27 protein-coding genes are annotated in these 24,467 nt (G+C 70.0%); 17 read left to right on the top strand and 10 right to left on the bottom strand.

The genetic code is table 11. The features are described from left to right. Positions 1-165 precede the first annotated feature (165 nt). On the top strand, positions 166-687 hold the full coding sequence (locus AC1RN5_RS13060; RefSeq protein WP_493041592.1) for an EF-hand domain-containing protein: 522 nt from the start codon (positions 166-168) through the stop codon (positions 685-687). A gap of 47 nt (positions 688-734) precedes the next feature. On the opposite strand, the gene AC1RN5_RS13055 is transcribed toward AC1RN5_RS13060, so the two are convergent. From AC1RN5_RS13055 to AC1RN5_RS13030, 6 genes are all read right to left on the bottom strand, one after another. Next, positions 735-1,772: a DUF6531 domain-containing protein gene (locus tag AC1RN5_RS13055; RefSeq protein ID WP_493041591.1), complete on the bottom strand. Its 1,038-nt coding sequence runs from the start codon at positions 1,770-1,772 to the stop codon at positions 735-737. Further along, positions 1,769-2,509 (bottom strand): hypothetical protein, encoded by a 741-nt coding sequence (locus AC1RN5_RS13050; RefSeq protein WP_493041590.1) that lies wholly within the window; start codon positions 2,507-2,509, stop codon positions 1,769-1,771. The genes AC1RN5_RS13055 and AC1RN5_RS13050 overlap by 4 nt, the downstream gene beginning before the upstream one ends. 112 nt (positions 2,510-2,621) lie before the next feature. Then, positions 2,622-3,371, bottom strand: coding sequence for a helix-turn-helix transcriptional regulator (locus AC1RN5_RS13045; RefSeq protein ID WP_493041589.1), 750 nt, complete (start codon positions 3,369-3,371; stop codon positions 2,622-2,624). A 164-nt stretch (positions 3,372-3,535) separates the two neighbouring features. Beyond that, positions 3,536-4,969, bottom strand: a complete 1,434-nt coding sequence (locus tag AC1RN5_RS13040) for an ATP-binding protein (RefSeq protein ID WP_493041588.1) — start codon at positions 4,967-4,969, stop codon at positions 3,536-3,538. 140 nt (positions 4,970-5,109) lie between these two features. After that, positions 5,110-5,841 carry a response regulator gene (locus AC1RN5_RS13035; protein ID WP_493041587.1) on the bottom strand — a complete coding sequence of 244 codons (732 nt, stop codon included), beginning with the start codon at positions 5,839-5,841 and terminating at the stop codon, positions 5,110-5,112. Positions 5,842-5,923: 82 nt separating this feature from the next. After that, positions 5,924-6,472, bottom strand: coding sequence for a Spy/CpxP family protein refolding chaperone (locus AC1RN5_RS13030; RefSeq protein WP_493041586.1), 549 nt, complete (start codon positions 6,470-6,472; stop codon positions 5,924-5,926). Positions 6,473-6,635: 163 nt separating this feature from the next. Here AC1RN5_RS13030 and AC1RN5_RS13025 point away from each other — a divergent pair, with 163 nt between their 5' ends. Next, positions 6,636-6,950 carry a GNAT family N-acetyltransferase gene (locus AC1RN5_RS13025; RefSeq protein ID WP_493041585.1) on the top strand — a complete coding sequence of 105 codons (315 nt, stop codon included), beginning with the start codon at positions 6,636-6,638 and terminating at the stop codon, positions 6,948-6,950. On the opposite strand, the gene AC1RN5_RS13020 is transcribed toward AC1RN5_RS13025, so the two are convergent. Further along, complete coding sequence (locus AC1RN5_RS13020) at positions 6,947-8,029, bottom strand: acyl-CoA dehydrogenase family protein (protein WP_493041584.1); 1,083 nt, start codon at positions 8,027-8,029, stop codon at positions 6,947-6,949. The two genes, AC1RN5_RS13025 and AC1RN5_RS13020, sit on opposite strands and share 4 nt — an antisense overlap. Next, positions 8,029-9,222 (bottom strand): acyl-CoA dehydrogenase family protein, encoded by a 1,194-nt coding sequence (locus AC1RN5_RS13015; protein ID WP_493041583.1) that lies wholly within the window; start codon positions 9,220-9,222, stop codon positions 8,029-8,031. The genes AC1RN5_RS13020 and AC1RN5_RS13015 overlap by 1 nt, the downstream gene beginning before the upstream one ends. A 474-nt stretch (positions 9,223-9,696) precedes the next feature. Here AC1RN5_RS13015 and AC1RN5_RS13010 point away from each other — a divergent pair, with 474 nt between their 5' ends. The 15 genes from AC1RN5_RS13010 to AC1RN5_RS12940 all read left to right on the top strand — a co-directional run bounded on the left by AC1RN5_RS13010 (position 9,697) and on the right by AC1RN5_RS12940 (position 22,076). Further along, complete coding sequence (locus AC1RN5_RS13010) at positions 9,697-11,322, top strand: methyl-accepting chemotaxis protein (protein WP_493041582.1); 1,626 nt, start codon at positions 9,697-9,699, stop codon at positions 11,320-11,322. Further along, positions 11,322-11,630, top strand: a complete 309-nt coding sequence (locus AC1RN5_RS13005) for an STAS domain-containing protein (protein ID WP_421934451.1) — start codon at positions 11,322-11,324, stop codon at positions 11,628-11,630. Before AC1RN5_RS13010 ends, AC1RN5_RS13005 begins: the two co-directional genes overlap by 1 nt. Next, positions 11,627-11,998, top strand: a complete 372-nt coding sequence (locus AC1RN5_RS13000; RefSeq protein ID WP_421934450.1) for a response regulator — start codon at positions 11,627-11,629, stop codon at positions 11,996-11,998. The genes AC1RN5_RS13005 and AC1RN5_RS13000 overlap by 4 nt, the downstream gene beginning before the upstream one ends. Positions 11,999-12,027: 29 nt before the next feature. Beyond that, a complete protein-coding gene (locus AC1RN5_RS12995; RefSeq protein WP_493041581.1) occupies positions 12,028-14,394 on the top strand; it encodes a chemotaxis protein CheA in 2,367 nt (788 codons plus the stop codon). A gap of 2 nt (positions 14,395-14,396) precedes the next feature. Continuing rightward, positions 14,397-14,867 (top strand): chemotaxis protein CheW, encoded by a 471-nt coding sequence (locus tag AC1RN5_RS12990; protein ID WP_493041580.1) that lies wholly within the window; start codon positions 14,397-14,399, stop codon positions 14,865-14,867. Beyond that, positions 14,864-15,748: a CheR family methyltransferase gene (locus AC1RN5_RS12985; RefSeq protein ID WP_421934447.1), complete on the top strand. Its 885-nt coding sequence runs from the start codon at positions 14,864-14,866 to the stop codon at positions 15,746-15,748. Before AC1RN5_RS12990 ends, AC1RN5_RS12985 begins: the two co-directional genes overlap by 4 nt. Further along, a complete protein-coding gene (locus AC1RN5_RS12980; protein ID WP_421934446.1) occupies positions 15,745-16,794 on the top strand; it encodes a protein-glutamate methylesterase/protein-glutamine glutaminase in 1,050 nt (349 codons plus the stop codon). Before AC1RN5_RS12985 ends, AC1RN5_RS12980 begins: the two co-directional genes overlap by 4 nt. Then, the gene (locus AC1RN5_RS12975) at positions 16,794-17,183 is read left to right on the top strand and encodes a response regulator (RefSeq protein WP_304698491.1); all 390 of its coding nucleotides are present in this window, start codon (positions 16,794-16,796) and stop codon (positions 17,181-17,183) included. Before AC1RN5_RS12980 ends, AC1RN5_RS12975 begins: the two co-directional genes overlap by 1 nt. Further along, entirely contained in the window at positions 17,180-17,737 is a 558-nt protein-coding gene (locus tag AC1RN5_RS12970; protein ID WP_421934445.1) for a chemotaxis protein CheD, read from the top strand. Before AC1RN5_RS12975 ends, AC1RN5_RS12970 begins: the two co-directional genes overlap by 4 nt. Continuing rightward, a complete protein-coding gene (locus AC1RN5_RS12965) occupies positions 17,737-18,114 on the top strand; it encodes a DUF8776 family protein (RefSeq protein ID WP_421934444.1) in 378 nt (125 codons plus the stop codon). The genes AC1RN5_RS12970 and AC1RN5_RS12965 overlap by 1 nt, the downstream gene beginning before the upstream one ends. Before the next feature lie 24 nt (positions 18,115-18,138). After that, a complete protein-coding gene (locus tag AC1RN5_RS12960; protein WP_421934443.1) occupies positions 18,139-18,735 on the top strand; it encodes a response regulator in 597 nt (198 codons plus the stop codon). Then, positions 18,732-19,184 carry a hypothetical protein gene (locus AC1RN5_RS12955; RefSeq protein ID WP_493041579.1) on the top strand — a complete coding sequence of 151 codons (453 nt, stop codon included), beginning with the start codon at positions 18,732-18,734 and terminating at the stop codon, positions 19,182-19,184. Before AC1RN5_RS12960 ends, AC1RN5_RS12955 begins: the two co-directional genes overlap by 4 nt. Before the next feature lie 150 nt (positions 19,185-19,334). Next, on the top strand, positions 19,335-19,652 hold the full coding sequence (locus tag AC1RN5_RS12950; protein WP_493041578.1) for a c-type cytochrome: 318 nt from the start codon (positions 19,335-19,337) through the stop codon (positions 19,650-19,652). A gap of 67 nt (positions 19,653-19,719) precedes the next feature. Next, positions 19,720-20,754: a purine nucleoside permease gene (locus AC1RN5_RS12945; protein ID WP_493041577.1), complete on the top strand. Its 1,035-nt coding sequence runs from the start codon at positions 19,720-19,722 to the stop codon at positions 20,752-20,754. Further along, the gene (locus AC1RN5_RS12940; protein WP_493041576.1) at positions 20,751-22,076 is read left to right on the top strand and encodes an NCS2 family permease; all 1,326 of its coding nucleotides are present in this window, start codon (positions 20,751-20,753) and stop codon (positions 22,074-22,076) included. The genes AC1RN5_RS12945 and AC1RN5_RS12940 overlap by 4 nt, the downstream gene beginning before the upstream one ends. On the opposite strand, the gene AC1RN5_RS12935 is transcribed toward AC1RN5_RS12940, so the two are convergent. Both AC1RN5_RS12935 and AC1RN5_RS12930 read right to left on the bottom strand, forming a co-directional pair. Beyond that, complete coding sequence (locus AC1RN5_RS12935) at positions 22,073-22,846, bottom strand: MBL fold metallo-hydrolase (RefSeq protein ID WP_493041575.1); 774 nt, start codon at positions 22,844-22,846, stop codon at positions 22,073-22,075. The genes AC1RN5_RS12940 and AC1RN5_RS12935 overlap by 4 nt on opposite strands. Beyond that, entirely contained in the window at positions 22,846-24,423 is a 1,578-nt protein-coding gene (locus tag AC1RN5_RS12930; RefSeq protein WP_493041574.1) for a tetratricopeptide repeat-containing sulfotransferase family protein, read from the bottom strand. The genes AC1RN5_RS12935 and AC1RN5_RS12930 overlap by 1 nt, the downstream gene beginning before the upstream one ends. Positions 24,424-24,467: the final 44 nt, after the last annotated feature.

The raw sequence follows: 24,467 nt of genomic DNA, 5'->3' as shown, positions 1-24,467 counted from the left end.
CTGCAACAAACCCCGCCGGACCCTGTGCGTCCGCAATTGCAGGGCATCGGCCCAGGCCGCGCCCCCTCGGACGCCGCCGCGGCCGGATCCCCCGGCCAAATTCGCGAGGGACGAATGAGTATATCAAGTATTGCAACAAGTTACGCCGCCAGTGGAGCCCAGCGCATGCTGGCCGCCCTGATGGCGCAGCAGAAGGGCGCCGGGCAGGATATGCCGGGCGTCAGCGGGGCCGAACGCTCCTCGGGGCCGCCGCCGGGCCGCCCGCCCGGTCCGCCGCCGGGCGCCGACAGCCAGGCCTCCAGCCAGTTCTCCTCCAACACCCTGGCCAGCCTGCTCCAGGCCCAGGAGGACAAGCCCACCGCCACCGACATCGCCAACAAGCTGATCGGCGACGTCGACACCGACGGGGACGGTTCGCTGAGCCTGTCGGAGATCGAGGCCAGCCTGAAGGGCGGCAAGTCCGGCGCCAGCGCCGCCAACGACCTCACCAGCGCGCTCGCCAAGCTGGACACCGACGGCGACGGCAAGCTCAATGTCGACGAACTGACCAAGGGCCTGGAGGCGATGCAGGCCAAGCGCCATCGCCATCACGCCGAGGCGACCGCCGCCTCCACCGCCGCCAATATCCTCGCCACGGCGCAAAACGCGTCGTCGGCCGCCGAGACCGCCACCAGCGTCACCGCCTGACCCGTCCAAGGGCCGGAGCCGAAGCTCCGGCCCGAGACCGTCGGGCCTCAGTCTTCCATTTCGTAGATCGTCTCGGTGATCGCTCCCGAGGTCGCCACGCGGCTGACCTCGGTCTCGAGGCGCCCATCGGGCTCGGTGCGATAGATGAAGCTGGTGCTCTCGCCGTTGCGGCCGAGCACCTCGGCGACCCGCCCGTCGCGATCATATGCAACCCGCCGGTGCGTGGTGTCGACGAAGCCGATGTCGACGAGGCGTGCGCGGTCGTCGTAGCCAAAGACCAGGGGCGCGTCCTTGGCGCCGGTCACGCCGACATTGTGGCCCTCGGCATCGAAGGCGTAGGCGATCCAGTCGCCGGCCTCGCTGGTCACCTTCATCGACGCCCCGCGGCGGGTGAGGATCAGGCGTCGGCCCTCGGCCTGACGCACGCTGTGGAGACGCCGCCCCGTGCGCGTCAACCTCACCGCCAGGGGGGACTCGGCCGGGCCATAGGCCGCCAGGCGACCGTGGGCGTCGAAGGTTTGCACCCGGCCGTCGCACTGCCTGCGACGCCAACCCGAGCCGGACGCCTCGATCCGGGCCTCGACACAGACCTCGTCGGCAAAGGTGGACGCCGGATCGATGGCCAGGTTCGCCGGACGGCGCGCCACCCTTGGTCGGCGCCGCTCCGGGACGTCGGCGCGGTCCAGGGCGAGCGCCACCGCCCTCTCGAAATCGGCCCGGCTCTCGCCGGACACCGGCGCGCCATAGCGGGTCAGGGCCCCGTTGCCGTTCTCGATCACCACCCGGCGGCCGTCGGGCAGGGCGACGAGCCGGGTCTCGAAGGTCGAGCCCCAGCCCCGGCCGAACAGGCCCTGGTTCGCCGACAGGCTGTTATAGGTCCGCCGATAGGGCACGCCGCTGGCGCCTTCGAAGGCCGGATAGGTCAGGGCGAAATTGCCGTTGCGCGTATTGACGCCGTCCACCGTCATGAACCCGCTGGCGAGGTGCTCGCGGATCGGGCGCGGGCCCTGGTGCGCGGCGGCGGCTTCGACGGACAGGCAGAAGATCAGGCCCGCGGCGAGCAGGCTAAGGGTTTCACGCTTCATGGGGTTACGGTCACGCCTGTCCAGGGGATGTCGCCCAAGGCGCTGGCCTTGGACTTGTCGTCAAGCCGCCAGACCCTCAGCCGGGCGAGCCGGTCGGTGATGGGCATGCGGAATTTCACGGAGAACGCGGCCTCTTCCCGACGCCCCATGGCCTCCAGCTTCAGCCGGCCGTCCGGGTCGAGGGACTCGATGATTCTCCAGCGCGGATCATCGGTGACCGTCGCGAACAGCCGCCGGCCCCGCGCGTCCAGGCCTTCGACGATAAGCTCGCGGTGGGGATAGACCCGCGCCGCGAAGGGGCAGACCGCGCCGCCGCGGGTGACGATCTTGCCCGCGGGATCGGGACGCCCCTTGCCCAGGGTGAGGGGCGCGACCACCCAGACGCAGTCCGGCTCGGGCTTGGCGGCGTCCAGGGCGCGGATCTCGGCGCCGGCGTTGTCGAGGCTTGCCCGGCCTGTCCGGGTGGTCTCGATCCGCACCGTGCGCGCGGCGCCGTCCATCCGCAGGATTTTCAGCGGCTCGGGGAAGGCGCGGGCCGCCAGGTCGCCGGCGACGGCCTTGTCGCCCTTCCAGGGGCGGTCGGCCGGATAGTTCAGGTCATAGCGCGAGACCGGCGTTCCGGGCGCGGGGGGCAGGAAGGCCTGTCCGTTCCGGACCCGAATCAGCGGATCGGCTTGGGCCGGCGTCCAGACCACCAGGGCCAGAAGGATCGCCAGCCATCGTATCGATATCGTCATGACGGCCTTCGGCGGTTGGGGTGCGGGACCGCCGGTCACGGCGCGCCTAATTGGGGGAGGCCATAGGCCAAGCTGGCCCCGCCGGGGTCAATTGTGGGAATCCATAGGGGGCTCACCCGTGGCGGATTTCCCCGAACAGCAGAGCCTTGGCGATGGCCTCGCCCGGGGTCCGCGCGTTCAGCTTGACCCGCGCGGCGCGCAGGTGAACCTCGACGGTCACGCGGGCCAGTCCAAGGGCGTGGGCGATGGCGTCGTGCCGCTTGCCGTCGGCCAGGTATTGCAGGCAGTCGCGTTCCCGCGCCGACAGCCGCGCCTGGCCTGAGCGCTCGCTCCAGATCTGGCGGATCGAGGCGTTGTGGAACAGATGCGCCAGGCTGATCAGGGTCGCGCCATGTTCCTGGGTGACCTGGCGAAATTCGCGCTCCCGCATCGACGAGCCGAAGGTGATGGCGCCCACCGGGGAGAAGGGATCGAGCGGGCTCGCCAACGGCACGCACAGCGCCGATCTCAGGCCCGCCTCGACGGCCTCGCTCGCCGTCCCACGCTCCTCCGGGGCGACCAGTGGTATCGAGCTCTCGCCCCAGACATAGGGCAGGATCCCCCCGGCCCGGGCGCGCAGGACATGGGAATCGGTCTCATGCAGGTTGCGGTCGGCGTAGTAGTCCATCCAGTCGTCCCGCATGGTGGTGAGAAACTGGACGTCCGCCTCCATCAGCTCGGCGGCGCGCAGGTCGAAGAAGCCGTAGTTGATCGTGTCCAGACCCAGTTGGGCCAAGCCCTGGGTCAAGGCGGCGAAGCGATCGGCGGGCGTCTCGGCGGCGGTGAGGGCCTCGATGAGCCGGTCGCTGTCAAATCCCTGCATCCCGGCACGCCCCCACTAACCTTCGCGATCCTGCCCCCGGCCGCGTGAAGATAAGATTTTCGCGCGGGCATGACCGATCCGTGGGCGGAGCCTGGCTACTTGACGAACCCTGGCCGACACCGTGGCGCGGCGGCCGGTCCGAACAGGCCCGTTCCGCCGCGAAGCTATCCCGCCGAGAGCGGCAGCCGCACCCGCGCCACCAGGCCTCCGGGCCCTGAGTGCAAGGTCACATCGCCGCCATGCGCTCGGGCGATCGAGCGCGCCACGGCCAGGCCAAGCCCGACCCCGCCGCCGTCCAGGGTCCGCGCGGCCTCGGCGCGGTAGAAGGGCTGGAACACCCGCTCCAGCTCACCCTCGGCCAGGCCCGGGCCGTCGTCGGCGATCTCCACCACCGCGTGGCCGTCCTCCTGGAAGACCCGCACCCGGCCGCGGCGGCCGTACTTCACCGCATTGTCCAGCAGGTTGCCGAACAGCCGCTGCAGGCCCAGCGTGTCGGCCTCCACGGTCACCGGCGCGCTGTCCTCCACCAGGGTCAGGTCCTGGTCGCCGGCGTCGTCCACCAGGCATTCCAGCAGGGACAGCAGGTCCAGCCGCTCGCGGGGCCGCGAGGCGCTGGCGTCGCGGATGAAGGCCAGGACCGAGGTGATCATGGCCTCCATCTGGGCGACGTCGGCCAGGACGCTCGCCTTCACCGGCGCCGGCGCGCCCTCCAGCTTGAAGCGGATGCGGGCCAGCGGTGTGCGCAGGTCGTGGGAGATGGCGCCCACCATGGCGGTGCGGTCATCGATGAAGCGCTTCAGCCGGGCCTGCATGTCGTTGAAGGCCCGCGCCGCCGCCCCGATCTCGGCAGGGCCCGACAGCGCCATCAGCGGGCCGGTGGGGTCGCGGCCCAGGGTCTCGGCGGCGCGGGCGAACTGGTCCAGGGGCGCGGTGATCCGGCGGGCGAAGACGTAGCCCAGCGGCGCCACCAGCAGCAGGCACCCGGCCAGCCAGAGCAGCACGCGCCTCTGCCAGTCGTTGGGGAAGGGCTCGGGCTGGGGCCGCACCACCAGCCACTGGCCGTCGCTCTGGCGCACCGCGGCGCTGAACTCGCCGAACATCGGCGGGCCCATCTCCCGGAAGGCCATCATCGGCGGCGGCCCCCCGGCGCCGGGCGGCCGGGCGACGAAGACGTCGAACCGGCGCTGGCCCGGCGGTCCGCCCGGCGGCGGTGGCCCGTCGGGCCCGAACTCGTCGGCCATGATCCTCTGGTGACGCATCTCCATGGCCGCGCCGCCGATGCCCAGGGTGCGATGCAGCCGGCCCGGGAAGGTCATGTGCTGGGCCAGGCGGACCTCGGCCTCCCGGACCCCCAGCAGGGAGGCCAGCTGATGGCGGGCATGCTCGCTGGGGAAGGGCGGATCGGCGGGCTCGGGGGGCGGCTCGGCCTGCACCTCCCGCAGCAGGGGCCGGCCGAAGCGCGGCGTGAGGGAGCCGCCCTTCAGGGCCTGGGCCACGTCCTCCAGCCGGTAGACCGGGCGCGGCGGCGGCGGCATCAGCACCACCACGGCGAAGGTCATCACCTGGGCGGCGATCAGGCTGACCACCAGCAGGGCCACCAGCTGCAGGGCGATGGGCGCGCGGGTGCGCCCTTGAGCCGGATGGCTCCTCTCGAAGCCTGAATCCGGCTCTACGAGTTTGAATTTAGAGGACGATGCGCTCAGGCGTCTCCGCCTGATCGCATCGTGCTCTAGGGGCGTCACGGGCGGGTCACCTTGGCGTCGAACAGGTAGCCGGCGCCGCGATAGGTCTTGATGATTTCCGCCGGCGCGCAGTCATGCAGCTTGCGGCGCAGGCGGCTGATCTGGACGTCGATGGCGCGGTCGAAGACGTCGGCGTCGGTCCCGCGCGCCTTCTCGATCAGTTCGTCCCGCGACAGGATGCGCTGGGGATGGTCGAGGAAGACGCTGAGCAGGGAGAACTCTCCCGCCGTCAGCAGGATATTGACGCCGTTGGGGGCGCGGAGCTGGCGGCGCACCCCGTCCAGGGTGAAGCCCAGGAAGTGGTAAGCCTTGCCCTTGGGCGGTCCGGGCGTCCTGGCGTCCTCCCGCCGGCGCAGCACGGCGCGGACCCGGGCCAGCAGCTCGCGGGGACTGCAGGGCTTGGCCAGGTAGTCGTCGGCCCCCAGCTCCAGGCCGAGAATCCGGTCGATCTCCTCGCCCATGGCCGAGAGCATGATGATCGCCGGGCCGCCCCCGTCGGCCAGTCGGCGACAGATGGACAGGCCGTCCTCCCCCGGCAGCATCAGGTCCAGAACCACCAGGTCGATGGGCCCGGCGGCCAGGACCTGCTCCATGGCGAGCGCGTCGCCGGCCTGGGCGACCTCGTAGCCGTGCTGGGAGAGATAGTCGGCGATCCCCGCCCGCAAATCCCCGTCGTCGTCGACGACCAGGATCTGGGGAACGGGAAAGGCGTTGGCGGCCGGGGTCATGGAAGCGTCAGTGCAGGCCAAAAGTGGCGGCTCTATCGCACGCCCGCCACAATTGGCCCCCGGTTCCCCCGGCCATGCAAGCTCAGTCGTGCGGACCGTCGGCCGGCCCGCCGTGCATCATCATCATCTGCTGGCCCATCATTCCGCCGCCGCCGGGACCGTGCATCATCATGCCGGGACCATGCATCCGGTGCAGGGCGTCGAACACGGCCTGCTGCTCGGGGGAGAGCGCGGCGTAGAAGGCCCGGGTCGCGGCCTCCATCTTGGCGTGGCGCGCCTGACGCTCGGCGGCCATCCTGTTCATCTCGTCCAGGCGCTGGGGCGTGGTCTGGGGCGTCATGGGCGCGGCCATCTTCATGGCCGGCATGTCCTGGGGATGCATGGCGTCGCGGAAGGCGCGCCAGGCGGTCTCCTGGTCGGGGCGCAGGCGCAGGATGGTGTGCATGTCCTTGTCCATCTGCGCCATGTGCTCGGCCATGCGAGCCTTCATGGCGGCGGGATCGGGCATGCCCGCCATACCGGGCATCATGCCGTGCATGCCGCCGGGCGGCGGGGGACCGGGAGGCTGGGCGGCGGCGGGGCCGGCGAGAACAAACAAGCCAATGGCGGCGAGGGCTGCGTATCGGGTCATGGAATTCCTCCCTTGGAGACTTGCAGCCAAGCTCGCACAGCCCGGGCGCGCCTTGATGTCAGTCATAAACTCGCGATTGAAACAGAATTGAAACGGGCGGGTTCTAGCCCTGGCCCGCGCCGCCGTGCTTGTTTGTCCCCGACAACCCTTCCGGGAGAGCCCCATGGCCGACGACGAACTCGCAGTGACCATGAACACCGACACCTCCCGGTTCGAGGTGAAGCTTGGCGCGGACATCGCCTTCGCCGAGTACAGGCTGGCCGGCGACAGCATCATCTTCCCGCACACCGTCGTGCCCGAGGCCTTCGGCGGCAAGGGCGTCGGCGGCAAGCTGGTGCAGGCGGGCCTGGCCTACGCCCGCGAGCACAGGCTGTGGGTGAAGCCCACCTGCGCCTTCTTCCACGCCTACATCGCCAAGCGGCCAGACCTGCACGAGCTGGTGCATCCCGACATGCGTGAGGGCCTCAAGACCCCTTAGGCGGTGAGACCCTGCATCTGGGCGGCGAGCGCCCGGACCCGTTCGGGCCCGCCCAGCAGCTGGCGGCTCAGCCCCACCCGCTTGAACCAGAAGTGCAGGCCCAGCAGGTCGGTGATCCCCATCCCGCCGTGCACCTCGGTCGAGGTCCGGGCGATGAAGCGGGAGACCTCCGAGAGGTGGGCCTTGGCGTGGGCGGCGGTGAGCGCGCTCTCCTCCGGCGCGGCGTCAAAGGCGTAGCCGGCGTACCAGACCAGCGACCGGCAGGGCTCCAGCTCGGCGGCCATCTCGGCGCACAGGTGCTTGACCGCCTGGAAGGAGCCGATGACCCGGCCGAACTGCTTGCGCTCCTTGGCGTAGGCCACCGCCTTCTCGATCATCACGTCGCAGGCGCCGAGCGTATCGGCCGCCAGCAGCACCCAGCCGGCGTCCCGCAGCCGCGCCAGCACGCCCGACCCGCCGCTCAGCGGCTCGGCCGCGACGCCGTCGAAGGTCAGTTCGGCCATGCGGCGGGTGAGGTCGATGCCGGTCATGACCTCCCGGCCAAGACCGCTGGCCGCCCCGTCGACCAGATGCAGGCCGCCACCAGTGTCGGCCACGATCAGCAGGTCGGCGCCGAGCCCGCCGGGAACGAACAGCGCCTTGCCCGTCAGCTTGCCGCCGGAGGCCATGACCCCGGCCCCGTCGCGGGCCCCGGCCACCGCCTCGGAGATGGCGACGGCCGCCGTCACCTCGCCCGAGGCCAGCTTCGGCAGCCACCGGGCCTGCTGCTCGCTCGAGCCCGCCAGCCGCAGGGCCAGGGGCGCCAGCACCGTCCCCAGGAAGGGAACCGGCGCCACCGCCCGCCCCAGGACCTCGGCCATCAGGGCGGCGTCCAGCAGGGTCAGGCCCAGGCCGCCATATTCCTCCGGGATCACGATGCCCGGCAGGCCGAAGTCCGTCAGGGCCGCCCAGATGTCGGCGCCGCGGTCGCCGGGATCGCCCGCGAAGGCGCGCACCCGGTCCAGGGACGAGGCCTCGGCCAGGGTGCGGCTGAGGCTCTCCTGCATCATCCGCTGGTCGTTGGTCAGGGAGAAGTCCATCAGGCCACCGCCAGCTTGGGTTCGCGCGGCATGCCCAGGCCGCGTTCGGAGATAATGTTCTTCTGGATCTGGGCGGTGCCCCCGCCGATGATCAGGCCCAGGTCGAACATGTAGTTGCGCTGCCAATTGCCCTTGGCCCGCAGGTGCGGTCCGTCCTCATAGAGCACCCCCAGCTCCCCGAGCGCGTCGATGGCGAGGGCGGCGATCTGATGGTTCAGCTCGCAGCCCTGCAGCTTGACCACCATGCCGGCCAGGCCGGGGCCCTCGCCGGTCATGGACGCGGTGATCGTCCGCAGGCCATTGAACTTCATGGTCATCACCCGGGCCTGCAGGGCCATCAGCCGGTCGGCCATCACCGGATTGTCGATCAATCGCTGGCCGTCCACCGTCTCGCTCTTCATCAGGTCGATCAGGGCGGCGAACCGCGCCTCGGTGGCGTTGGGGTCCCCCAGCATGCCGCGCTCGTGCTTCAGGGTCGCATTGGCCACGAACCAGCCCCGCCCGCGCCCGCCCACCACCGCGCTCTGCGGAACCCGCACGTCGGTGAAGAACACCTCGTTGAACTCCGCCGACCCGGTCATGGTCTTCAGCGGCCGCACCTCGATCCCCGGCGTGGTCATGGGAAACAGGATGTAGGAAATCCCGTCATGCTTGGGCGCCTGGGGCTCGGTGCGCACCAGGCAGAAGATCATGTCGGCCTGGGCCGCCGTGCTCGTCCAAATCTTTTGGCCCGAGATCAGGAAGTCCTCGCCGTCCTCCACCGCCTTGGTCTGCAGGTTGGCGAGGTCCGAGCCCGCGCCCGGTTCGGAGTAACCCTGGCACCAGACCACCTCGCCACGCAGGGTCGGCGCGATCCAACGGGTCTTCTGCTCTTCCGAGCCCACCTCCAGCAGGGTCGGGACCAGCATGGAGATGCCCTGGTTGGCGAAGCCGCGCGGCGCGCCGGCGGCGGTGAACTCCTCGGCGATGATCCGGGACTTCAGGATGTCCGGCTCGGCGCCGTAGCCGCCATAGGCCTTGGGGATGGTCCGGGCCGCATAGCCATGGTCGATCAGCAGGGCCTGCCAGGCCATGGCCGCCTCCCGCGGGCGCTCGGCGCCGGCGTCAGCGGCGTATCGGTCCCTATGGGCGGCGAGGAAGGCGCGCACCTCGTCTCGAAAGGCCTCCATCTCGGGCGTGAGCCTCAGGTCCATGGCGTCCTCCTGCGCAACGTCTGTTCTTGGATCACAGGCGACCACCGTCTGGCGCCGCCCGCAAGTCTGACCTCGCGGAACCCCTGACCCGCTCAAGCCTTGGTGACCATCGCCGTGCCAGATTGTCGCGGTTTCCCGCAAGCCACGGCTTTCGTTGGGAAACCACCCCAATCGCCCGGTGCGGCCCAAGATTCCGGTAACCATTTCTTCAAGCCAAACACCTTACCCAATTGAGACGTTCGGTTGGACTGGCCTTGGCGCGTGCGTCGCAGCCAAGACATTCCGCCAGAGCGGAAAGATCAGCAGGGGGCTCATCGATGATCGCGAATAGTATGTCGAAGTATTTGCAGCCCCTCGAGAACATCGGCGGGGAGGCACAGAGTCTCACGCTGACGAAAGATCGACGTTCTTCGAGCCCCGGACTCTATGCGCGCCGGACAACGCTGGCCGCCGCGCTCAAGGTCAGGCCCTAGCATGGCTGATACCAAGGCGATCGCACTGGATCGGCGTCTCGACTTCATCGGCATGGACGCCAGGGCGCGCGCCGACCTGGTCGCCGCGCGTCCGGTGGTCGAGCGCGCCCTGCCGATCGCCATCGCCGCCTTCTACGAACAACTCGCCCGCCATGAGGAGACTCGCAGCGTCTTCGGCGGCGCCGAGCACATGGCCAAGGCCCAGCAGCGGCAGATCAGCCGCTGGGGCGCGGTGCTCTCGGGTCAATACGACGCGGCCTATCTGAAGGACGTCCGCGCCATCGGCGAGGCCCACGTCAATATCGGCTTCCAGGCTGACTGGGCGATCGGCGGCTATGCCCGCATCCTCGACGAGCTGGTGCGCGCCATCCTGGCCGCCCATTGGCCCAAGGGCTTCGGCGCCAAGGCCGGCGCCCGCGACAAGGCCGCCGACGCCATCGGCGCGGTGATCAAGGCCGCCCTGCTGGACATGGACCTGCTGCTGTCGGCCCAGACCGAGATCACCGAACACCGCCACGCCGAGGCCGCCCACCTGCGCGAGGACTCCGACCGGGAACAGCGCAAGGCCATCCATGGCCTGGCCGGCGCCCTGGAGGCGCTTAGCCAGGGCGACCTGCGCCACCGCATGGCCCTGACCTTCACCGGCGACTACGCCAAGCTCGCCGCCGACTTCAACAAGGCCGTCAGCCACCTCGAGGGGGTGATGGGCGCCATCGCCGGCAACGTCTCGGGCATCCACGCCGGGGCCGGCGAGATCTCCGGCGCCGCCGACGACCTGTCGCACCGCACCGAGCAGCAGGCCGCCACCCTCGAGGAAACCGCCGCGGCCCTCGACCAGATCACCGTCACCGTGCGCAAGACCGCCTCCGGCGCCAAGGCCTGCGCCGATGTGGTGGTGGCCGCCCGCGGCGACGCCCAGACCAGCGGCGATGTCGTTCAGCAGGCCGTCTCGGCCATGAGCGAGATCGAGCAGTCCTCCACCCAGATCAGCCAGATCATCGGGGTGATCGACGAGATCGCCTTCCAGACCAACCTGCTGGCCCTGAACGCCGGGGTCGAGGCCGCCCGCGCCGGCGAAGCGGGCCGCGGCTTCGCCGTCGTCGCCTCCGAAGTGCGGGCGCTCGCCCAGCGCTCGGCCGAGGCCGCCAAGGAAATCAAGGCTCTGATCAGCGCCTCCAGCGCCCAGGTCAGCACCGGCGTCCAGTTGGTGGGCCAGACCGGCGAGGCCCTGCAACGCATCGTCAGCCGGGTGGCCGAGATCGACGGCCTGGTGAGCGAGATCGCCGCCAGCGCCCAGGAGCAGTCGGTGGGCCTGGCCCAGGTCAACACCGCGGTCAACCAGATGGACCAGGTGACCCAGCAGAACGCGGCCATGGTGGAGCAATCCACCGCCGCCAGCCACAACCTCGCCCAGGAAGCCGAGGGTCTCGCCAATTCGGTGAGCCTGTTCCAGATCGGCGAGCAGCACCGGCCGCCTCCGGCGGTGGCGCGACACAACACGACCCCCGCCCGCCGGCCGCCCCCGTCGGCCCGGCACGCCGCCCCCGTCCACGCCTCGGCGCGCGACGGTTCGGCGCTCCGCAAACCTGCGCCGCAGTCCGGCGCCGATGAATGGGAAGAATTCTGATGTCCATGGACTCCGCAACCTTGGCGGACCGGGCGACGGTCAGCCTGGCCCCGGTTCTGGACCTGCAGGCGGCTGAGCCGCTGCGGGCCGAACTGATGTCGCTGCGCGGCCGCCCGCTGGACCTCGACGCCTCTCAGGTCACCCGTATGGGCGGACTGTGTCTGCAGGTTTTGATGTCGGCGCGCAAAATCTGGGCCGAAGACGGCGTCAACTTAACGGTGGATCAACCGTCTTTGGCGTTTTCAGAGCAATTGGCGGCGTTCGGGGAACCCGAGCTTCATTTCGAGCCGGAAGGGGAACTTTCGTGAGCAAGACAGTACTGACCATCGACGATAGCCGCACCATGCGGGAGATGCTGAACCACGCGCTGGTGGAGGCGGGCTACCGCGTCATCCAGGCGGTGGACGGCATCGACGGCCTGGAAGTCCTCCAAGCCAACGCCGGCACGGTGGATGTGGTGATCACCGACATCAACATGCCCCGCCTCGACGGCTTCGGCGTGATCGAGGGCGTTCGCGCCAATCCCGAGCACCGCGCCACGCCGATCCTGGTCCTGACCACGGAAAGCGATGCGGCCAAGAAGGAGCGGGCCCGTTCGGCCGGCGCCACGGGCTGGATCGTGAAGCCGTTCAATCCGGTGAAGCTGGTCGACGCCGTCCGTCGCGTCGCCGCCTAACCCTCTAGAAGCCGTTTCGGAGCGTTCCGTTGGATCCGTTCGAGAGCATCAAACAGACGTTCTTCCAGGAGTGCGATGAACTCCTGACCGACGCCGAACAGGGCCTGTTGGCCATGGAGTCGGGGGACGCGGATTCCGAGACGATCAACGCCGTCTTCCGCGCCGTCCATTCCATCAAGGGCGGCGCCGGGGCCTTCGGCCTCGAACAGCTCATCCGGTTCGCCCACGTCTTCGAGACGGTGATGGACGAGGTCCGCTCCGAGAAGATGGAGCTGACCGACGAGGTCGCCAAGGTCCTGCTGCGGGCCTTCGATGTCCTGGCCGACCATGTTCACGCCGCCCGCGACGGCGGCTCGGTCGAGGAGACGCGCTCGCTCGGCGCGCTCGGCGAACTCAAGGGCCTGATCGGCGCCGAGGACGCCGATGACGACATGGACAACGGCGCCGACGAGGACTTCGGCTTCGTGCCGGTCACCCTCAGCGTCGATGGCGACGGCGCCCCCGGCGGCTTCATCGACCTGGACGCCCAGAACTCGGCCGCCGAGTTCGACGCGCCGGCGATCGAGGACGAGATCAGCCAGGTCTCCTGGATCATCGAGTTCTCGCCCAAGACCGAGATGTACGCCAAGGCCAACGAGTCCGGCCTGGTGCTGCGCGAACTCGCCCGCCTGGGCGAGACCCGGGTCACCCTGTTGGACGAGACCCTGCCGCCCCTGGACCAGCTCGCCGCCGAGCAGGCCTATGTCAGCTGGCGCATCCAGCTGTTCACCGACTCCGACGAAGCCGCCATCCGCGAGGTCTTCGAGTTCGTCGAGGACGACTGCCACCTGACCATCACCCGCGAAGGCGCCGAGGCCGCCGCGCCGCCGGCCGCCGACGACGCCCTGAGCGACGACGACCGCGCCGCCGCGGCGTCGGCCAACGCCGACCTCGATATCGCCGCCCTCCTGGCCCGCGTGGGCGGAGCCGAAGCGGCCGCCCCGGCCGAGGTCGAAGCCGAACCGATGGCTCAGCCCGCCGCGGAAGCGCCGGCCGAGGCCCCCGCCGAGGACGTCGCCGCCCTGATCGCCCGCGCCCAGAGCGTCGCGACGCCGCCGGCCCCCAAGGCCGAGGCCCGCCCGGCTCCCGCCGCTGCGGCTCCGACCCCTGCCGCGCCCGCCGCCAACGCCGCCGCCGCTCCCGCGGCCGCCCCCACCGCCACCATCCGCGTCGACCTGGATCGGGTCGACCGTCTGATCAACGCCGTCGGCGAGCTGGTCATCCAGCAGGCCATGCTCTCGCAGCGGGTCCTGGAGAGCGGCCTGGCGCGGTCCTCCAACGTCGCCCTCGGTCTTGAGGACCTGGAGCTGCTGACCCGGGAGATCCAGGACAGCGTCATGGCCATCCGGGCCCAGCCCGTGAAGTCGGTCTTCCAGCGGATGCCGCGTCTGGCTCGCGAGGTCGCCGACATGACCGGCAAGCGCGTGAAGCTGGTGATGGAGGGCGAAGGCACCGAGGTCGACAAGACCGTGATCGAGCGCCTGACCGACCCGATCACCCACATGCTGCGCAACGCCATCGACCACGGCCTGGAGGATCCCGAGGGTCGGGCGGCCGCCGGCAAGCCGGCCGAGGGCGTGGTGCGCCTGCGCGCCCTGCACCGTGGCGGCCGCATCGTCATCGAACTTCAGGACGACGGCCGCGGCATCAATCGTCCCCGCGTCCGCGGCATCGCCATCGACAAGGGCCTCATCACCGAGGACCAGGTGCTGTCGGACGAGGAGATCGACAACCTGATCTTCCTGCCAGGCTTCTCCACGGCCGAGACCATTTCCGACATCTCCGGCCGCGGCGTCGGCATGGACGTGGTCCGCCGCTCCATCCAGGGGCTGGGCGGCCGCATCTCCATCTCCTCGGAACCCGGCAAGGGCTCCAAGTTCACCATGTCCCTGCCCCTGACCCTCGCGGTCCTGGACGGCATGGTGGTCACCGCCGCCGAACAGACCCTGGTGGCCCCGCTCTCGGCCATCGTCGAGAGCCTGACCCCGCGCACCGAGGACGTGCACTATATCGGCGGCAAGGACGCGGTGATCCGTATCCGGGATATCTTCGTGCCCCTGATCGACGTCGGCGTCGCTCTGGGCTTCCGCGAGACCGCCATCGACCCGGCCTCCGGCGTCGCGGTGCTGGTGGAGAGCGAAGGCGGCGGCAAGGCCGCCCTGCTGGTGGAAGCCATCCAGGGCCAGCGCCAGGTGGTCATCAAGAGCCTGGAGGCCAACTACCAGCAGATCGACGGCGTGGCCGCCGCGACCATCCTGGGCGATGGCCGGGTCGCCCTGATCCTCGATGTCGACGCGCTTGTCACCACCCAGCGCCGCAAGCCGGCGCCCCGTAGCGAAAAGCGAATGGCCAGCTGAGCATGACCACCGCCATCAACACCCACATCGCCGGGCCCTCCCGCGAACTCATCGCCTTCCGGATCGGTGACCAGGAGTTCTGTGTCGACATCATGCAGGTGCGCGAGATCCGAGGCTGGACCACGGCCACGCCCCTGCCCCGCACCCCGGCCTATATGAAGGGCGTCATCAACCTGCGCGGCGCGGTCTTGCCGATCGTCGACCTGGGCGCGCGCCTGGGCCTGGTCACCGCCGAACCCAGCGCTCGCCACGTCATCATGGTGGTGAACCAGGGTCACCGGACCCTCGGCCTGCTGGTGGAAGCCGTCAGCGACATCATCAACGTCACCGAGGACATGGTCCAACCCACCCCGGACGTGGCCTGCGACCAGGTGAAGACCTTCGTGAAGGGCCTGTTCGCCATCGATGGCCGCATGGTCAGCCTGATCTCGCTGGAGCGCGTCCTGCCCGAAATCGAAGCGGAGGCCGCATGAGCAGCTTCCCCGAGTCCCGCGGCAGGAACGGCAGCCTCGTCGAGGGCGAGTTCCTCTTCACCAACGAGGACTTCCAGCAGATCGCCCAGATCCTGCACGCCCACGCCGGCATCGCGCTGGCCGAGGGCAAGGCGGCCCTGGTCTATTCGCGCCTGGCCAAGCGGCTGCGCTCGCTGGGCCTGCGCTCCTTCCGCGAATATTGCGCCTTGGTGGAGGACTCCAACGAGGTGGACGAGCGCCAGGCCATGATGGCCGCGCTCACCACCAACGTGACCCGCTATTTCCGCGAGCCGCACCATTTCGACCACCTGCGTGACGTGGTCCTGCCGCCCCTGGTGGACCGGGCCCGCAAGGGCGGCAAGATCCGCCTCTGGTCGGCCGCCTGCTCCAACGGGCAGGAACCCTATTCCATGGCGATCACGGTGCTGGCCGCCCTGCCGGAGGCCGCCAATCTCGACGTGAAGATCCTGGCCACCGACATCGATCCCAACATGGTCGCCGAGGGCCGCGCCGGCATCTATCGCGAGGAAGCCATCGCCCCGGTGCCGGTGGACCTGCGCCGGCGCTGGTTCAAGAAGCCCGCCTCGGGCGGCGGCGACCGCTGGGAGGTGGCCGACGAGCTGCGCGCCCTGGTGGCGTTCCGCGAGCTGAACCTGATCGGCGACTGGCCGATGAAGGGCAAGTTCGACGTCATCTTCTGCCGCAACGTCGTGATCTATTTCGACGAACCCACCCAGGAACGCATCTGGAGCCGCTTCGCCCCCATGCTCAACCCCGGCGGTACGCTGTACATCGGCCACTCGGAACGGGTGACGGGTCCGGCGACCCAGATCTTCGAGACCACGGGTCTCACCACCTATTCCCTGAGGAGCGGCCGATGACGGTTGGAGTCCTCATCGTCGACGATTCGGCGACCATGCGCGGTCTGATCGCGGCGGCCCTGAAGCGGGACCCGGACATCGAGGTCCTGGGCTTCGCCAACGATCCGCTGGAAGCCCGCGAGCAGATCAAGAAGCTCAATCCCGACGTCGTCACCCTGGACGTCGAGATGCCGCACATGAACGGCATCGAGTTCCTCGAGAAGATCATGCGCCTGCGGCCCACCCCGGTGGTGATGGTCTCGACCCTCACCCAGAAGGGCGCCGAGATCACCATCGAGGCCCTGGAGCTGGGGGCGGTGGACTGCGTCGGCAAGCCGGTCCCCGGCGGCGGCGTGACCCCGCACGAAGCCTTCGCCGACCTGCCGGAAAAGGTGAAGGCCGCCGCCCGCGCCCGCGTGCGCCCCTATAGCGGCCCGGTCGCCCCGGTGGAGCGCGACAAGAACTACGCCGCCGCCGGCGATCTGATCCTGGCGATCGGCTCCTCCACCGGCGGGGTCGAGGCCCTGATGACCATCCTGGCCAACTTCCCCGACACCTGCCCGCCGACGGTCATCACCCAGCACATGCCGGCGACCTTCACCAAGAGCTTCGCCGACCGCCTGAACCGGATTTCCGGGGCGACGGTGGCCGAGGCCAGCGACGGGGCGCGGCTGCTGCCGGGCCACGTCTATGTCGCCCCCGGCGGCGCGGCGCACCTGGAGGTGGTCTCCTCCAGCCACCCGGTCTGCCGCCTGCGGGAGTCCGAGCCCGTCAACGGCCATCGCCCCTCGGTCGACGTGCTGTTTGAGTCCGTGGCGAAGCTGAACCGTCCGTCCGTGGGCGTGATCCTGACCGGCATGGGCCGCGACGGCGCCGAAGGCCTCGCGGCGATGCGTCGCGCCGGAGCCCGCACGCTCGGCCAGGACGAGTCCAGCTGCGTCGTCTACGGCATGCCCAAGGCCGCCTTCGAGATCGGGGCGGTGGAAAAGCAGGTCGGCCTGTCACGGATGGGCCCGGCCATTCTCAACACCTGCTCGGCGACCGCCGAGTCACAAAGGAACGTGTGATGCCTGCCGCGTCCGCCCTGAAAACCCTGATCGTCGACGATCAACAGACGATGCGCTCGCTCATCCGCACGAGCCTGCACGCCCTGGGGATCACCCAGACCCGCGAGGCGCCCGACGGCGAGGAAGCCCTGCGGGCCATGCTGAGCACGCCGGTGAACCTTGTGATCACCGATTTCAACATGCCCAAGCTGGACGGCCTGGGCCTGTTGCGCGCCATCCGCGCCCATGGCCCGACCTCGAAGGTGGCCGTGATCATGCTGACCGGCCGCGCCGACCGCGAGCTGGTTCAGCGGGCGGTTCAATTCGGCGTCAATAATTATCTGGTCAAACCGTTCACGACACAGACCCTAAAAGAAAAAATCGAAGCGGTGTTTGGACCCCTTTCATGATCGTTGAGAACGTCTCAAATCGTCCCGGCAAACGGGTCCATGTCGTCCAGGGGGAGCACCACGTCTCCTCCGATCCGGACGTCATGTTGACGACGATTCTCGGCTCCTGCGTCGCGGTGTGCCTGCGGGACACCGAAACCGGCATCGGCGGCATGAATCACTTCCTCCTGCCCGAGGGCAAGGTCGAGGGCCTGGATGAGGGCCGCCGCTACGGGGCCTACGCCATGGAGCTTCTGATCAACGAACTCCTGCGCAACGGCGCCCGGCGCGAACGCATGGAGGCCAAGCTGTTCGGCGGCGCCCGCATGTTCGACGGCCTGTCCGACGTGGGCGCCTCCAACGCGGCCTTCGCCGAGAAATTCCTTCGCGACGAAGGCATTCCGGTGGTGGGCGGCAGTCTCGGCGGCGTCGGCGCGCGCCGGGTCCAATACTGGCCGACCACCGGCCGCGCGCAGCAGCGCACCGTCACCGACACCAACGAAGTGGCGCGCCTGAAAGCGCCGCCCAAACCCGTGCCGGTGGTCGAGGACGAAGGGTCTCTGGAGCTGTTCTGATGAGTTCTTCCGCCCAGTCCAAACCCAACCAGACCCCTCAGGTCCTCGCCTCCCTGGCCGACGAGCTGGAACACGCCGGCGCGCTCTGCGACCGCCTGGAGATGCTCGTCACCCAGCTGGTCCGCGCCAGCCGCGGCGAGACCCTGGAGATCGCCCTGCACGAGGCCCAGACCGTCGACGTGCTGACCCAGCACCTGGCGGCCCTGGCCACCTTCACGCGCAAGCTCTCGACCCAGTCCCAGGACGGCGGCGACTACGATCTGTCCGACGCCATCGCCGGCGTCACCCTGGGCGACCTGGCCATGCGCCTGGCCCAGGTGACGCGCGAGGCCGAGGCCTTGTCCGCCGCCGAGTCCGGCGACCTCGACCTCTTCTAGCCCCCAGCGAAACCCCCGAACGCCATGGCCCTAGACCCTAACATCCGGATCAACCTCGATCGCTCGGTCGTGCTGCTCGTGGATGACAATCCGCAGGCGCTCGAGGCGCTGAGCGCGATGGTCCGTGGGTTCGGGGTCCGCAAGCAGTTCAAGTGCGGCTCGGGCGCCGAGGCCATGCACTATGTGAAGAATCAGGAACTCGACCTGATCATCACCGACGCCCAGATGCCCGACATGGACGGCTACGACTTCGTCCGCTGGCTGCGCCGCGACGCCCCGCCGGAGCTGATCTTCACCCCCGTCATCATGCTCACCGGCCACGCCCCACGCAGCATGGTGGAGAAGAGCCGTGACTCCGGCGCCAACTTCATCCTCACCCGGCCCTTCACCCCCGAGATCCTGCTGCAGCGGATCTTCTGGGTGGCCCGGGACGAACGCCAGATGGTCAAGAGCGCCAACTATGTCGGCCCTGACCGTCGATTCAAGAATCTCGGCCCGCCCCTCGGGGTGAAGGGCCGTCGTAAGGACGATCTGTCCACCCACGTCGGCGCCGCCGTCGATCCCAACATGGATCAAAACGAGGTCGACATGCTTATGAAGCCTGCACGGGTGCAAATTTGAGCAAGACCGAGTTCATCAAGGTCCAACACCGCCTGTCCCAACAGGTGGCCAAGCCCGGCGGCATGACCGCCGACATCGCCACCCAAAGGGCGCGGCGCGAGCTCGCCGCCCAGGCGGGCGACGCCAAGAAATCCCTCGGCGTCACGATCGGGCGTCTGGAGGCCATGTGCGCCGACAAGACCGCCTCGCCCGACGACATCTATGTCGAGAGCGCCGTGGTGCTCGACATCGCCGGCATGTTCGACATGCGCACCCTGTGCGACGCCTCCTACAGCCTGTGCGAGCTGACCGACCGCCTGCGCACCAAGGACCGCCAGGACTGGACCTCCATCGGCGTGCACGTCAACGCCCTGCGCCTGATCTGGAGCAAGGACGACAAGGACGCCGAGCAGCTGAAGTCGGTGGTCGACGGACTCTGGGCCATCACCGACCGCCTCGACGCCAGCTAGGCCGACACCGCCGCACGCCACCTCCAGGCCGCCCTCCCCGCGACGCCCAGGCGCGGCATCGCAACAAACTCACTAGTTCGTATATTATCGTCCGTGCTATGGCGTGGACGCGGGACGTTCGTGAGCGGGTGCGGAATGCATAGGTTTGTGATGGGCGGCCTTCTGGCCGTCGTGGCCATCTCGGCGGGGGGCGCGGCCCAGGCCGAGGGCGCCCTGAAGCCCGGCGCCGGCCAAGCCACGGTGCAACGGCTCTGCGCCACCTGCCACACCCTCGACAACGTCACCCGTCGCCCCCACACCGCCGACGAGTGGGACGCCATCCTTGGCCGGATGATCGACAAGGGCCTGATCGCCACCGACGGCCAGCTCGACGACGTGGCGGCCTATCTCACCAAGAACTATGGCCCTGGCGCGCCCAAGGCGGTGGCCGCCGCCCCCGCGGGCGCCCCGGCGAAGAAGACCCGCTGATCCCGCCCGGGGGCTTGTCCGACACGTCCGGCTGAGGCTGACTGCGGGAAGCTTCACCGGAGGGCCGATGCGCCGCCTCGTCTTCGTTCTCGCCCTGCTGATCTGCGGCGCGCCCCTGGCGGCGGCGGCCGCGCCGATCCCCATCAAGGTGGTGGTCCTGACCACCTTCGAGGCCGGGGCCGACACCGGGGACCGGCCCGGCGAGTTCCAGTTCTGGGCCGAGCGCCTGCCCCTCACCCACCTGGCCGCCGTCCCGGGCATCGAGCGGCCGGTGCGATATTCCGACGACGGGGTGCTGGGCGTGGTCACCGGCATGCGGGGCCGGGCCCGGGAAAGCGTGGCCGCCCTGGCGCTGGACCCCCAGTTCGATCTTTCCCAGGCCTATTGGATCGTCGCCGGCATCGCCGGGGTCGATCCCCGCGCCGGCTCCATCGGCAGCGCCGCCTGGGCCCGCTACGTGGTCGACGCCGATCCCAACTTCGAGATGGACGATCGGGAGATTCCCGCCGGCTGGCCCCACGGACTCTACGCCCTGGGAACCGACCGTCCGGGGGTGAAGGGGTCCGCGCCGGGCTCCAGCGGCATGGTCTGGAAGCTTCACCCCGGCCTCACCGACTGGGCCTTCGCCCTGACCCGCGACACGCCGCTGCCCGACTCACCGGCCCTGCAAAAGGCGCGCGCCGGCTATCCCAGCGAGGCCGCCGCCCAGCGCCCGCCCTTCGTCTTCCTTGGCGAGGCCCTGGGCACCACCCGGTTCTGGCACGGCGAGCGCCGCACCCAGTGGGCCCGCGACTGGGTCGGCCTGTGGACCGACGGCCAGGGCGCCTTCGCCATGACCGACTGCGAGGACCAGGGGGTGCTCGACGTGCTCACCCTGTATGGCCGGCTGGGCCGGGTGGACGCGCGCCGGATCCTGGTGCTGCGCACCGCCAGCAACTATTCCCGCGAGGCCGACGGCGCAGATCCGGTGCTGAAGTTCGCCGACGGCGGCGCCCTGGCCGGCTTCGAGGCCGCCTACCGTGTCGGCTCGCCGGTGGTGAAGGCCCTGGTCGCGGGCTGGGACCGCTACGCCAAGACCCTGCCTGGAGAGGCTGCCCCATGACGCGCCTGGATCGCTTCTTCCACCTCACCGAGCGCGGGACCTCGGTGCGGATCGAGGTGCTGGCCGGCGCCACCACCTTCCTGACCATGGCCTATATCGTCCTGGTCAATCCCTCGATCCTGGGCCAGGCGGGGATGCCGGTCCAGGGGGTGGCGGCGGCCACCTGCCTGGCGGCGGGCTTCGGCTGCATCCTGATGGGCCTGGCGGCCAACTACCCCATCGCGCTGGCCCCCGGCATGGGGCTGAACGCCTATTTCGCCTTCACCGTGGTCCAGACCATGGGCATCCCCTGGCAGACCGCGCTGGGCCTGGTCTTCATCTCCGGCTGCCTCTTCCTGCTGCTGACCTTCGCCGGCGTGCGCCAGCTGATCGTCAGCGCCATCCCCCGCGCTCTGTTCGCCGCCATCGCCGCGGGCATCGGCCTGTTCATCGCCTTCATCGGCCTGAAGGGCGCGGGCCTGGTCACCGCCAATCCGGGCACCACGGTGGGCCTGGGGGACCTGCACAGCCCCACCGTCCTGCTGGCCCTACTGGGCCTGGCCATCATCGCGGTGCTGGAGGTGCTGAAGGTGCGCGGCGGCATCCTGATCGGCATCCTGCTCACCTCGGCGGCCGGCTGGGGCCTGCACCTGGCCCAGTGGACGCCGGCCCCCTACAGCGTCGAAGAGATGACCGCCACGGCCCTGCAGCTCGACATCCCCGCGGCCCTGGGGATCGGCGGCAAGGGGTTCGGCCTGGCCCTGCTGGAGATCCTGTTCGTCTTCCTGTTCGTCGACCTGTTCGACAATGTCGGCACCCTGGTGGCGGTCACCAAGAAGGCGGGCCTGGTGGCGCCGGACGGGACCATTCCGCGCCTCAACCGCATCCTGTTCGCCGACGCCACCGCCACGGTGGTGGGGTCGCTGGCCGGCACGTCGACCGTGGTCAGCTATATCGAGAGCGCCTCGGGGGTCTCGGCCGGCGGCCGCACGGGGCTGACCGCCGTCGTCACCGGCCTGCTGTTCCTGGCCGCCCTGTTCGTCGCCCCCTGGGCCCAGGCGATCCCGGCGGCGGCCACCGCCCCGGCCCTGATCCTGGTGGGGGCGATGATGATGGCGCCCCTGGCCGAGGTGGACTGGGGCGACCCGGTGATCGCCATCCCGGCCTTCCTGACCCTGATCACCATCCCGCTGACCTTCTCCATCGCCAACGGCCTGGCCTTCGGCGTGGTGGCCTATGCGGTGCTGAAGCTGGCCGCCCGCCGCTTCGAGAAGGCCGACCTGCTGCTCTTCGCCCTGGCCGCCCTCTTCGTCGCCCGCTTCGTCTATATGGCGACGGCTTAGCGTTCCGTGCGCCGGAGATAGGCGAGGGCGATCTCGGCCAAGCGGTCGGCTCCGAAGCTGTCGTCGTGGCCGCCGTGGACCACCTGGACCGGCAGGCGGAGCAGCCGCTCCATGGTGGCGCGATAGGCGGCGATGTCCGCCCCCGGAATCTCATCCAGCAGCGGGCCGTCATAGATGGCGTCGCCGGAGAACAAGGTGCCGGTGGCGGCCTCCCACAGCCCGATGCTGCCCGGCGAATGGCCCGGCAGGTGCAGCACTTGGAAGGCCCGGTCCCCAAGGTCCACCACGTCCCCGTCCGCCAGGATCCGGGTGGGCTCGCATCCCTGCAGCACGTGGCTGGCCGGGCGGTAGCCGGCGCGGGGGGCGGCGGTGAGCAGGCCCTCGGAAATGTCGTACCCGGCCTTGGCCAGGCGGGTCCGGGACTCGAGGCTGTAGTCGGCCAGGTCCAGGGAATAGGAGTCCCGGCTCTGGGCCAGGGCCTCGGCCTCGGCGCCGTGACAGAGGCGGCAGTCGAACTCGTGCAGGCCGCCCACATGGTCGGCGTGGGCATGGGTGGCCACCGCCAGCAGGGTCTTGTCGAACAGGTCGCGGGCGGCCTCGCGCAGGCTGGCGATGCCCATGCCGGTGTCCACCAGCAGGTCGGCGTCCCGGCCCCGCAGCCGCCAGATGTTGCAGCGGAGCAGGGGGTGGACATGGGGCTCCCAGATCAGGGTCAGATCGGCGTCGATGTCGCGGCGCTCGAACCAGCGGTCGGCGATCGGCAGGCTCATCAGGCGTCTCCCACCAGGCCGGCGGCGGCCAGCACGCGCCGCATCGGCGCCAGACCCTCGCCGTAGCGCCGCCAGCGACCCACCGAGGAGGCGTAGAGCGGCTGGCGCACCTGCACCGAGCTGGCGGTGGCCACCGGGGCGGCGTTCTCGTGGAAGGACAGACAGCGCGCGTCCCAGGTCAGGTCGCAGAAGGCCAGCAGGCGCCGGGTGGCGGCCTCCTGGTCGGCGACGATGTCCTCATAGGCGATCTCGGTGAACCGCTCGGCCGGCAGGACATCGCGCCAGTGGGCCACGAGACGGTCGAAGCCGGCGTAGTAGCGGGCCACGTCCTCCAGATCGAAGGCGTAGTTGTAGTAGGAGAAGGTGGTGGCGAAGAGCTGCCGGAAGTTGGACAGGCAGACGTCCATCGGATCGCGCCGCAGGCAGACGATCCGCGCATTGGGCAAGGCCCGGTGGATCAGGCCGGCATAGAGGACGTTCAGCGGCATCTTGTCGACGAAGCGCGGCGTCGCGCCGGTCAGCGGCCGGGTGCTGGCGACATAGTCGGCGCCCAGCCGCGCCAGGTCGACGCCGCCCGCCGCGCGGAGGGTTTCGACGTCCATCACCAGGTTCGACGGCGTCCCCGCCGCCCGCTTCAACAGCAGGGCGAAGTTGCTCAGCTCACCAGCCGAGGTGACGTCCGGATGGCTGGAGAGGATGCGGTCCACCAGGGTGGTGCCGCTACGGGGCAGGCCGACGACGAAGATCGGCTCCGAGCTAGGATCCCCCTTCGCCACCGTCCCGGCCGGGAAGGTCGCGGCGGCGGCGGCGAACAGGGCGGCGTCGCCCTCGGAGGTGTAGCCGACGGCCTGGCGCTTGGCGGCCTTGGCCTTCAGCAGCCAGTCCAGGGCCCGGGCCGGATCGCCCAGATCCTCGTAGGTCTTGGCGAGCGCATGGCCCAGGTGCAGGGCGCGGTCGGGATCGGGGCTGGCCGGATCGAACAGGGCCTCCAGCTCGGGCGCGAAGTTGCGCTCGGGCGTCTGGCGGGCGAGCTGAACCCGCGAGGACCAGGCGCGGTAGAGGCCGGGATCGAGTGCCAGGGCCCGCTCGTAGGCGCTCTCGGCCGCGGCGAAGTCGCCGGCGAACTGCCGGGAAGCGGCCAGGTTGTAGAGGAAGCTCGCATTGTGGGGATCGGCCGCCACCGCGGCCTCGAAGAACGGCAGGGCCCGGACATGGTCGCCGGCCCGGGTGAAGACCACGCCGAGGGTGTCCCGGGTCAGCGCGTCGGCGGGCGCGAGCGCGGCCGCTCGCTCCGCGCTGGCCAGGGCCTCGGGGCGGCGGTTCAGGGCGATCTGGGTGCGGGCCAGATAGGCATGGTGACGGGCCGCGCCGGGCGCGAGATCCACGGCCTTGGCGAACAGTTCGGCGGCGCGCAGGGGGTTGTCGTGATCGGCGGCGATCACCCCCAGCAGGAACCAGGCGCGCCCCTCGCCGGCATCCCGCCGCAGCGCGTCCAGGCAAAGTTTGTGCGCCTGCTCATAGGCCCGCTCGGCCATCAGCGCTTCCGCGCGATCCAGCAGGCCGGGCGTTTCAGCCACGTTTCACGCCCTCTTTCCATGCGCCCAGCGCATACGTTTTGGCC

This window comes from Phenylobacterium sp. GW821-FHT12F10, assembly GCF_058806695.1.
Note: the sequence above shows the minus strand (reverse complement) of the source record. Positions and strands in the feature narration are given on the sequence as shown.

Bases quoted from the DNA above. Each gene is read 5' to 3' on its own strand.
- AC1RN5_RS13060 (WP_493041592.1), top strand. From the start codon at position 166: ATGCTGGCCGCCCTGATGGCGCAGCAGAAGGGCGCCGGGCAGGATATG.
- AC1RN5_RS13055 (WP_493041591.1), bottom strand. From the start codon at position 1,772: ATGAAGCGTGAAACCCTTAGCCTGCTCGCCGCGGGCCTGATCTTCTGC.
- AC1RN5_RS13050 (WP_493041590.1), bottom strand. From the start codon at position 2,509: ATGACGATATCGATACGATGGCTGGCGATCCTTCTGGCCCTGGTGGTC.
- AC1RN5_RS13045 (WP_493041589.1), bottom strand. From the start codon at position 3,371: ATGCAGGGATTTGACAGCGACCGGCTCATCGAGGCCCTCACCGCCGCC.
- AC1RN5_RS13035 (WP_493041587.1), bottom strand. From the start codon at position 5,841: ATGACCCCGGCCGCCAACGCCTTTCCCGTTCCCCAGATCCTGGTCGTC.
- AC1RN5_RS13030 (WP_493041586.1), bottom strand. From the start codon at position 6,472: ATGACCCGATACGCAGCCCTCGCCGCCATTGGCTTGTTTGTTCTCGCC.
- AC1RN5_RS13025 (WP_493041585.1), top strand. From the start codon at position 6,636: ATGGCCGACGACGAACTCGCAGTGACCATGAACACCGACACCTCCCGG.
- AC1RN5_RS13020 (WP_493041584.1), bottom strand. From the start codon at position 8,029: ATGGACTTCTCCCTGACCAACGACCAGCGGATGATGCAGGAGAGCCTC.
- AC1RN5_RS13015 (WP_493041583.1), bottom strand. From the start codon at position 9,222: ATGGACCTGAGGCTCACGCCCGAGATGGAGGCCTTTCGAGACGAGGTG.
- AC1RN5_RS13010 (WP_493041582.1), top strand. From the start codon at position 9,697: ATGGCTGATACCAAGGCGATCGCACTGGATCGGCGTCTCGACTTCATC.
- AC1RN5_RS13005 (WP_421934451.1), top strand. From the start codon at position 11,322: ATGTCCATGGACTCCGCAACCTTGGCGGACCGGGCGACGGTCAGCCTG.
- AC1RN5_RS12990 (WP_493041580.1), top strand. From the start codon at position 14,397: ATGACCACCGCCATCAACACCCACATCGCCGGGCCCTCCCGCGAACTC.
- AC1RN5_RS12985 (WP_421934447.1), top strand. From the start codon at position 14,864: ATGAGCAGCTTCCCCGAGTCCCGCGGCAGGAACGGCAGCCTCGTCGAG.
- AC1RN5_RS12980 (WP_421934446.1), top strand. From the start codon at position 15,745: ATGACGGTTGGAGTCCTCATCGTCGACGATTCGGCGACCATGCGCGGT.
- AC1RN5_RS12975 (WP_304698491.1), top strand. From the start codon at position 16,794: ATGCCTGCCGCGTCCGCCCTGAAAACCCTGATCGTCGACGATCAACAG.
- AC1RN5_RS12970 (WP_421934445.1), top strand. From the start codon at position 17,180: ATGATCGTTGAGAACGTCTCAAATCGTCCCGGCAAACGGGTCCATGTC.
- AC1RN5_RS12965 (WP_421934444.1), top strand. From the start codon at position 17,737: ATGAGTTCTTCCGCCCAGTCCAAACCCAACCAGACCCCTCAGGTCCTC.
- AC1RN5_RS12960 (WP_421934443.1), top strand. From the start codon at position 18,139: ATGGCCCTAGACCCTAACATCCGGATCAACCTCGATCGCTCGGTCGTG.
- AC1RN5_RS12950 (WP_493041578.1), top strand. From the start codon at position 19,335: ATGGGCGGCCTTCTGGCCGTCGTGGCCATCTCGGCGGGGGGCGCGGCC.
- AC1RN5_RS12945 (WP_493041577.1), top strand. From the start codon at position 19,720: ATGCGCCGCCTCGTCTTCGTTCTCGCCCTGCTGATCTGCGGCGCGCCC.
- AC1RN5_RS12940 (WP_493041576.1), top strand. From the start codon at position 20,751: ATGACGCGCCTGGATCGCTTCTTCCACCTCACCGAGCGCGGGACCTCG.
- AC1RN5_RS12935 (WP_493041575.1), bottom strand. From the start codon at position 22,846: ATGAGCCTGCCGATCGCCGACCGCTGGTTCGAGCGCCGCGACATCGAC.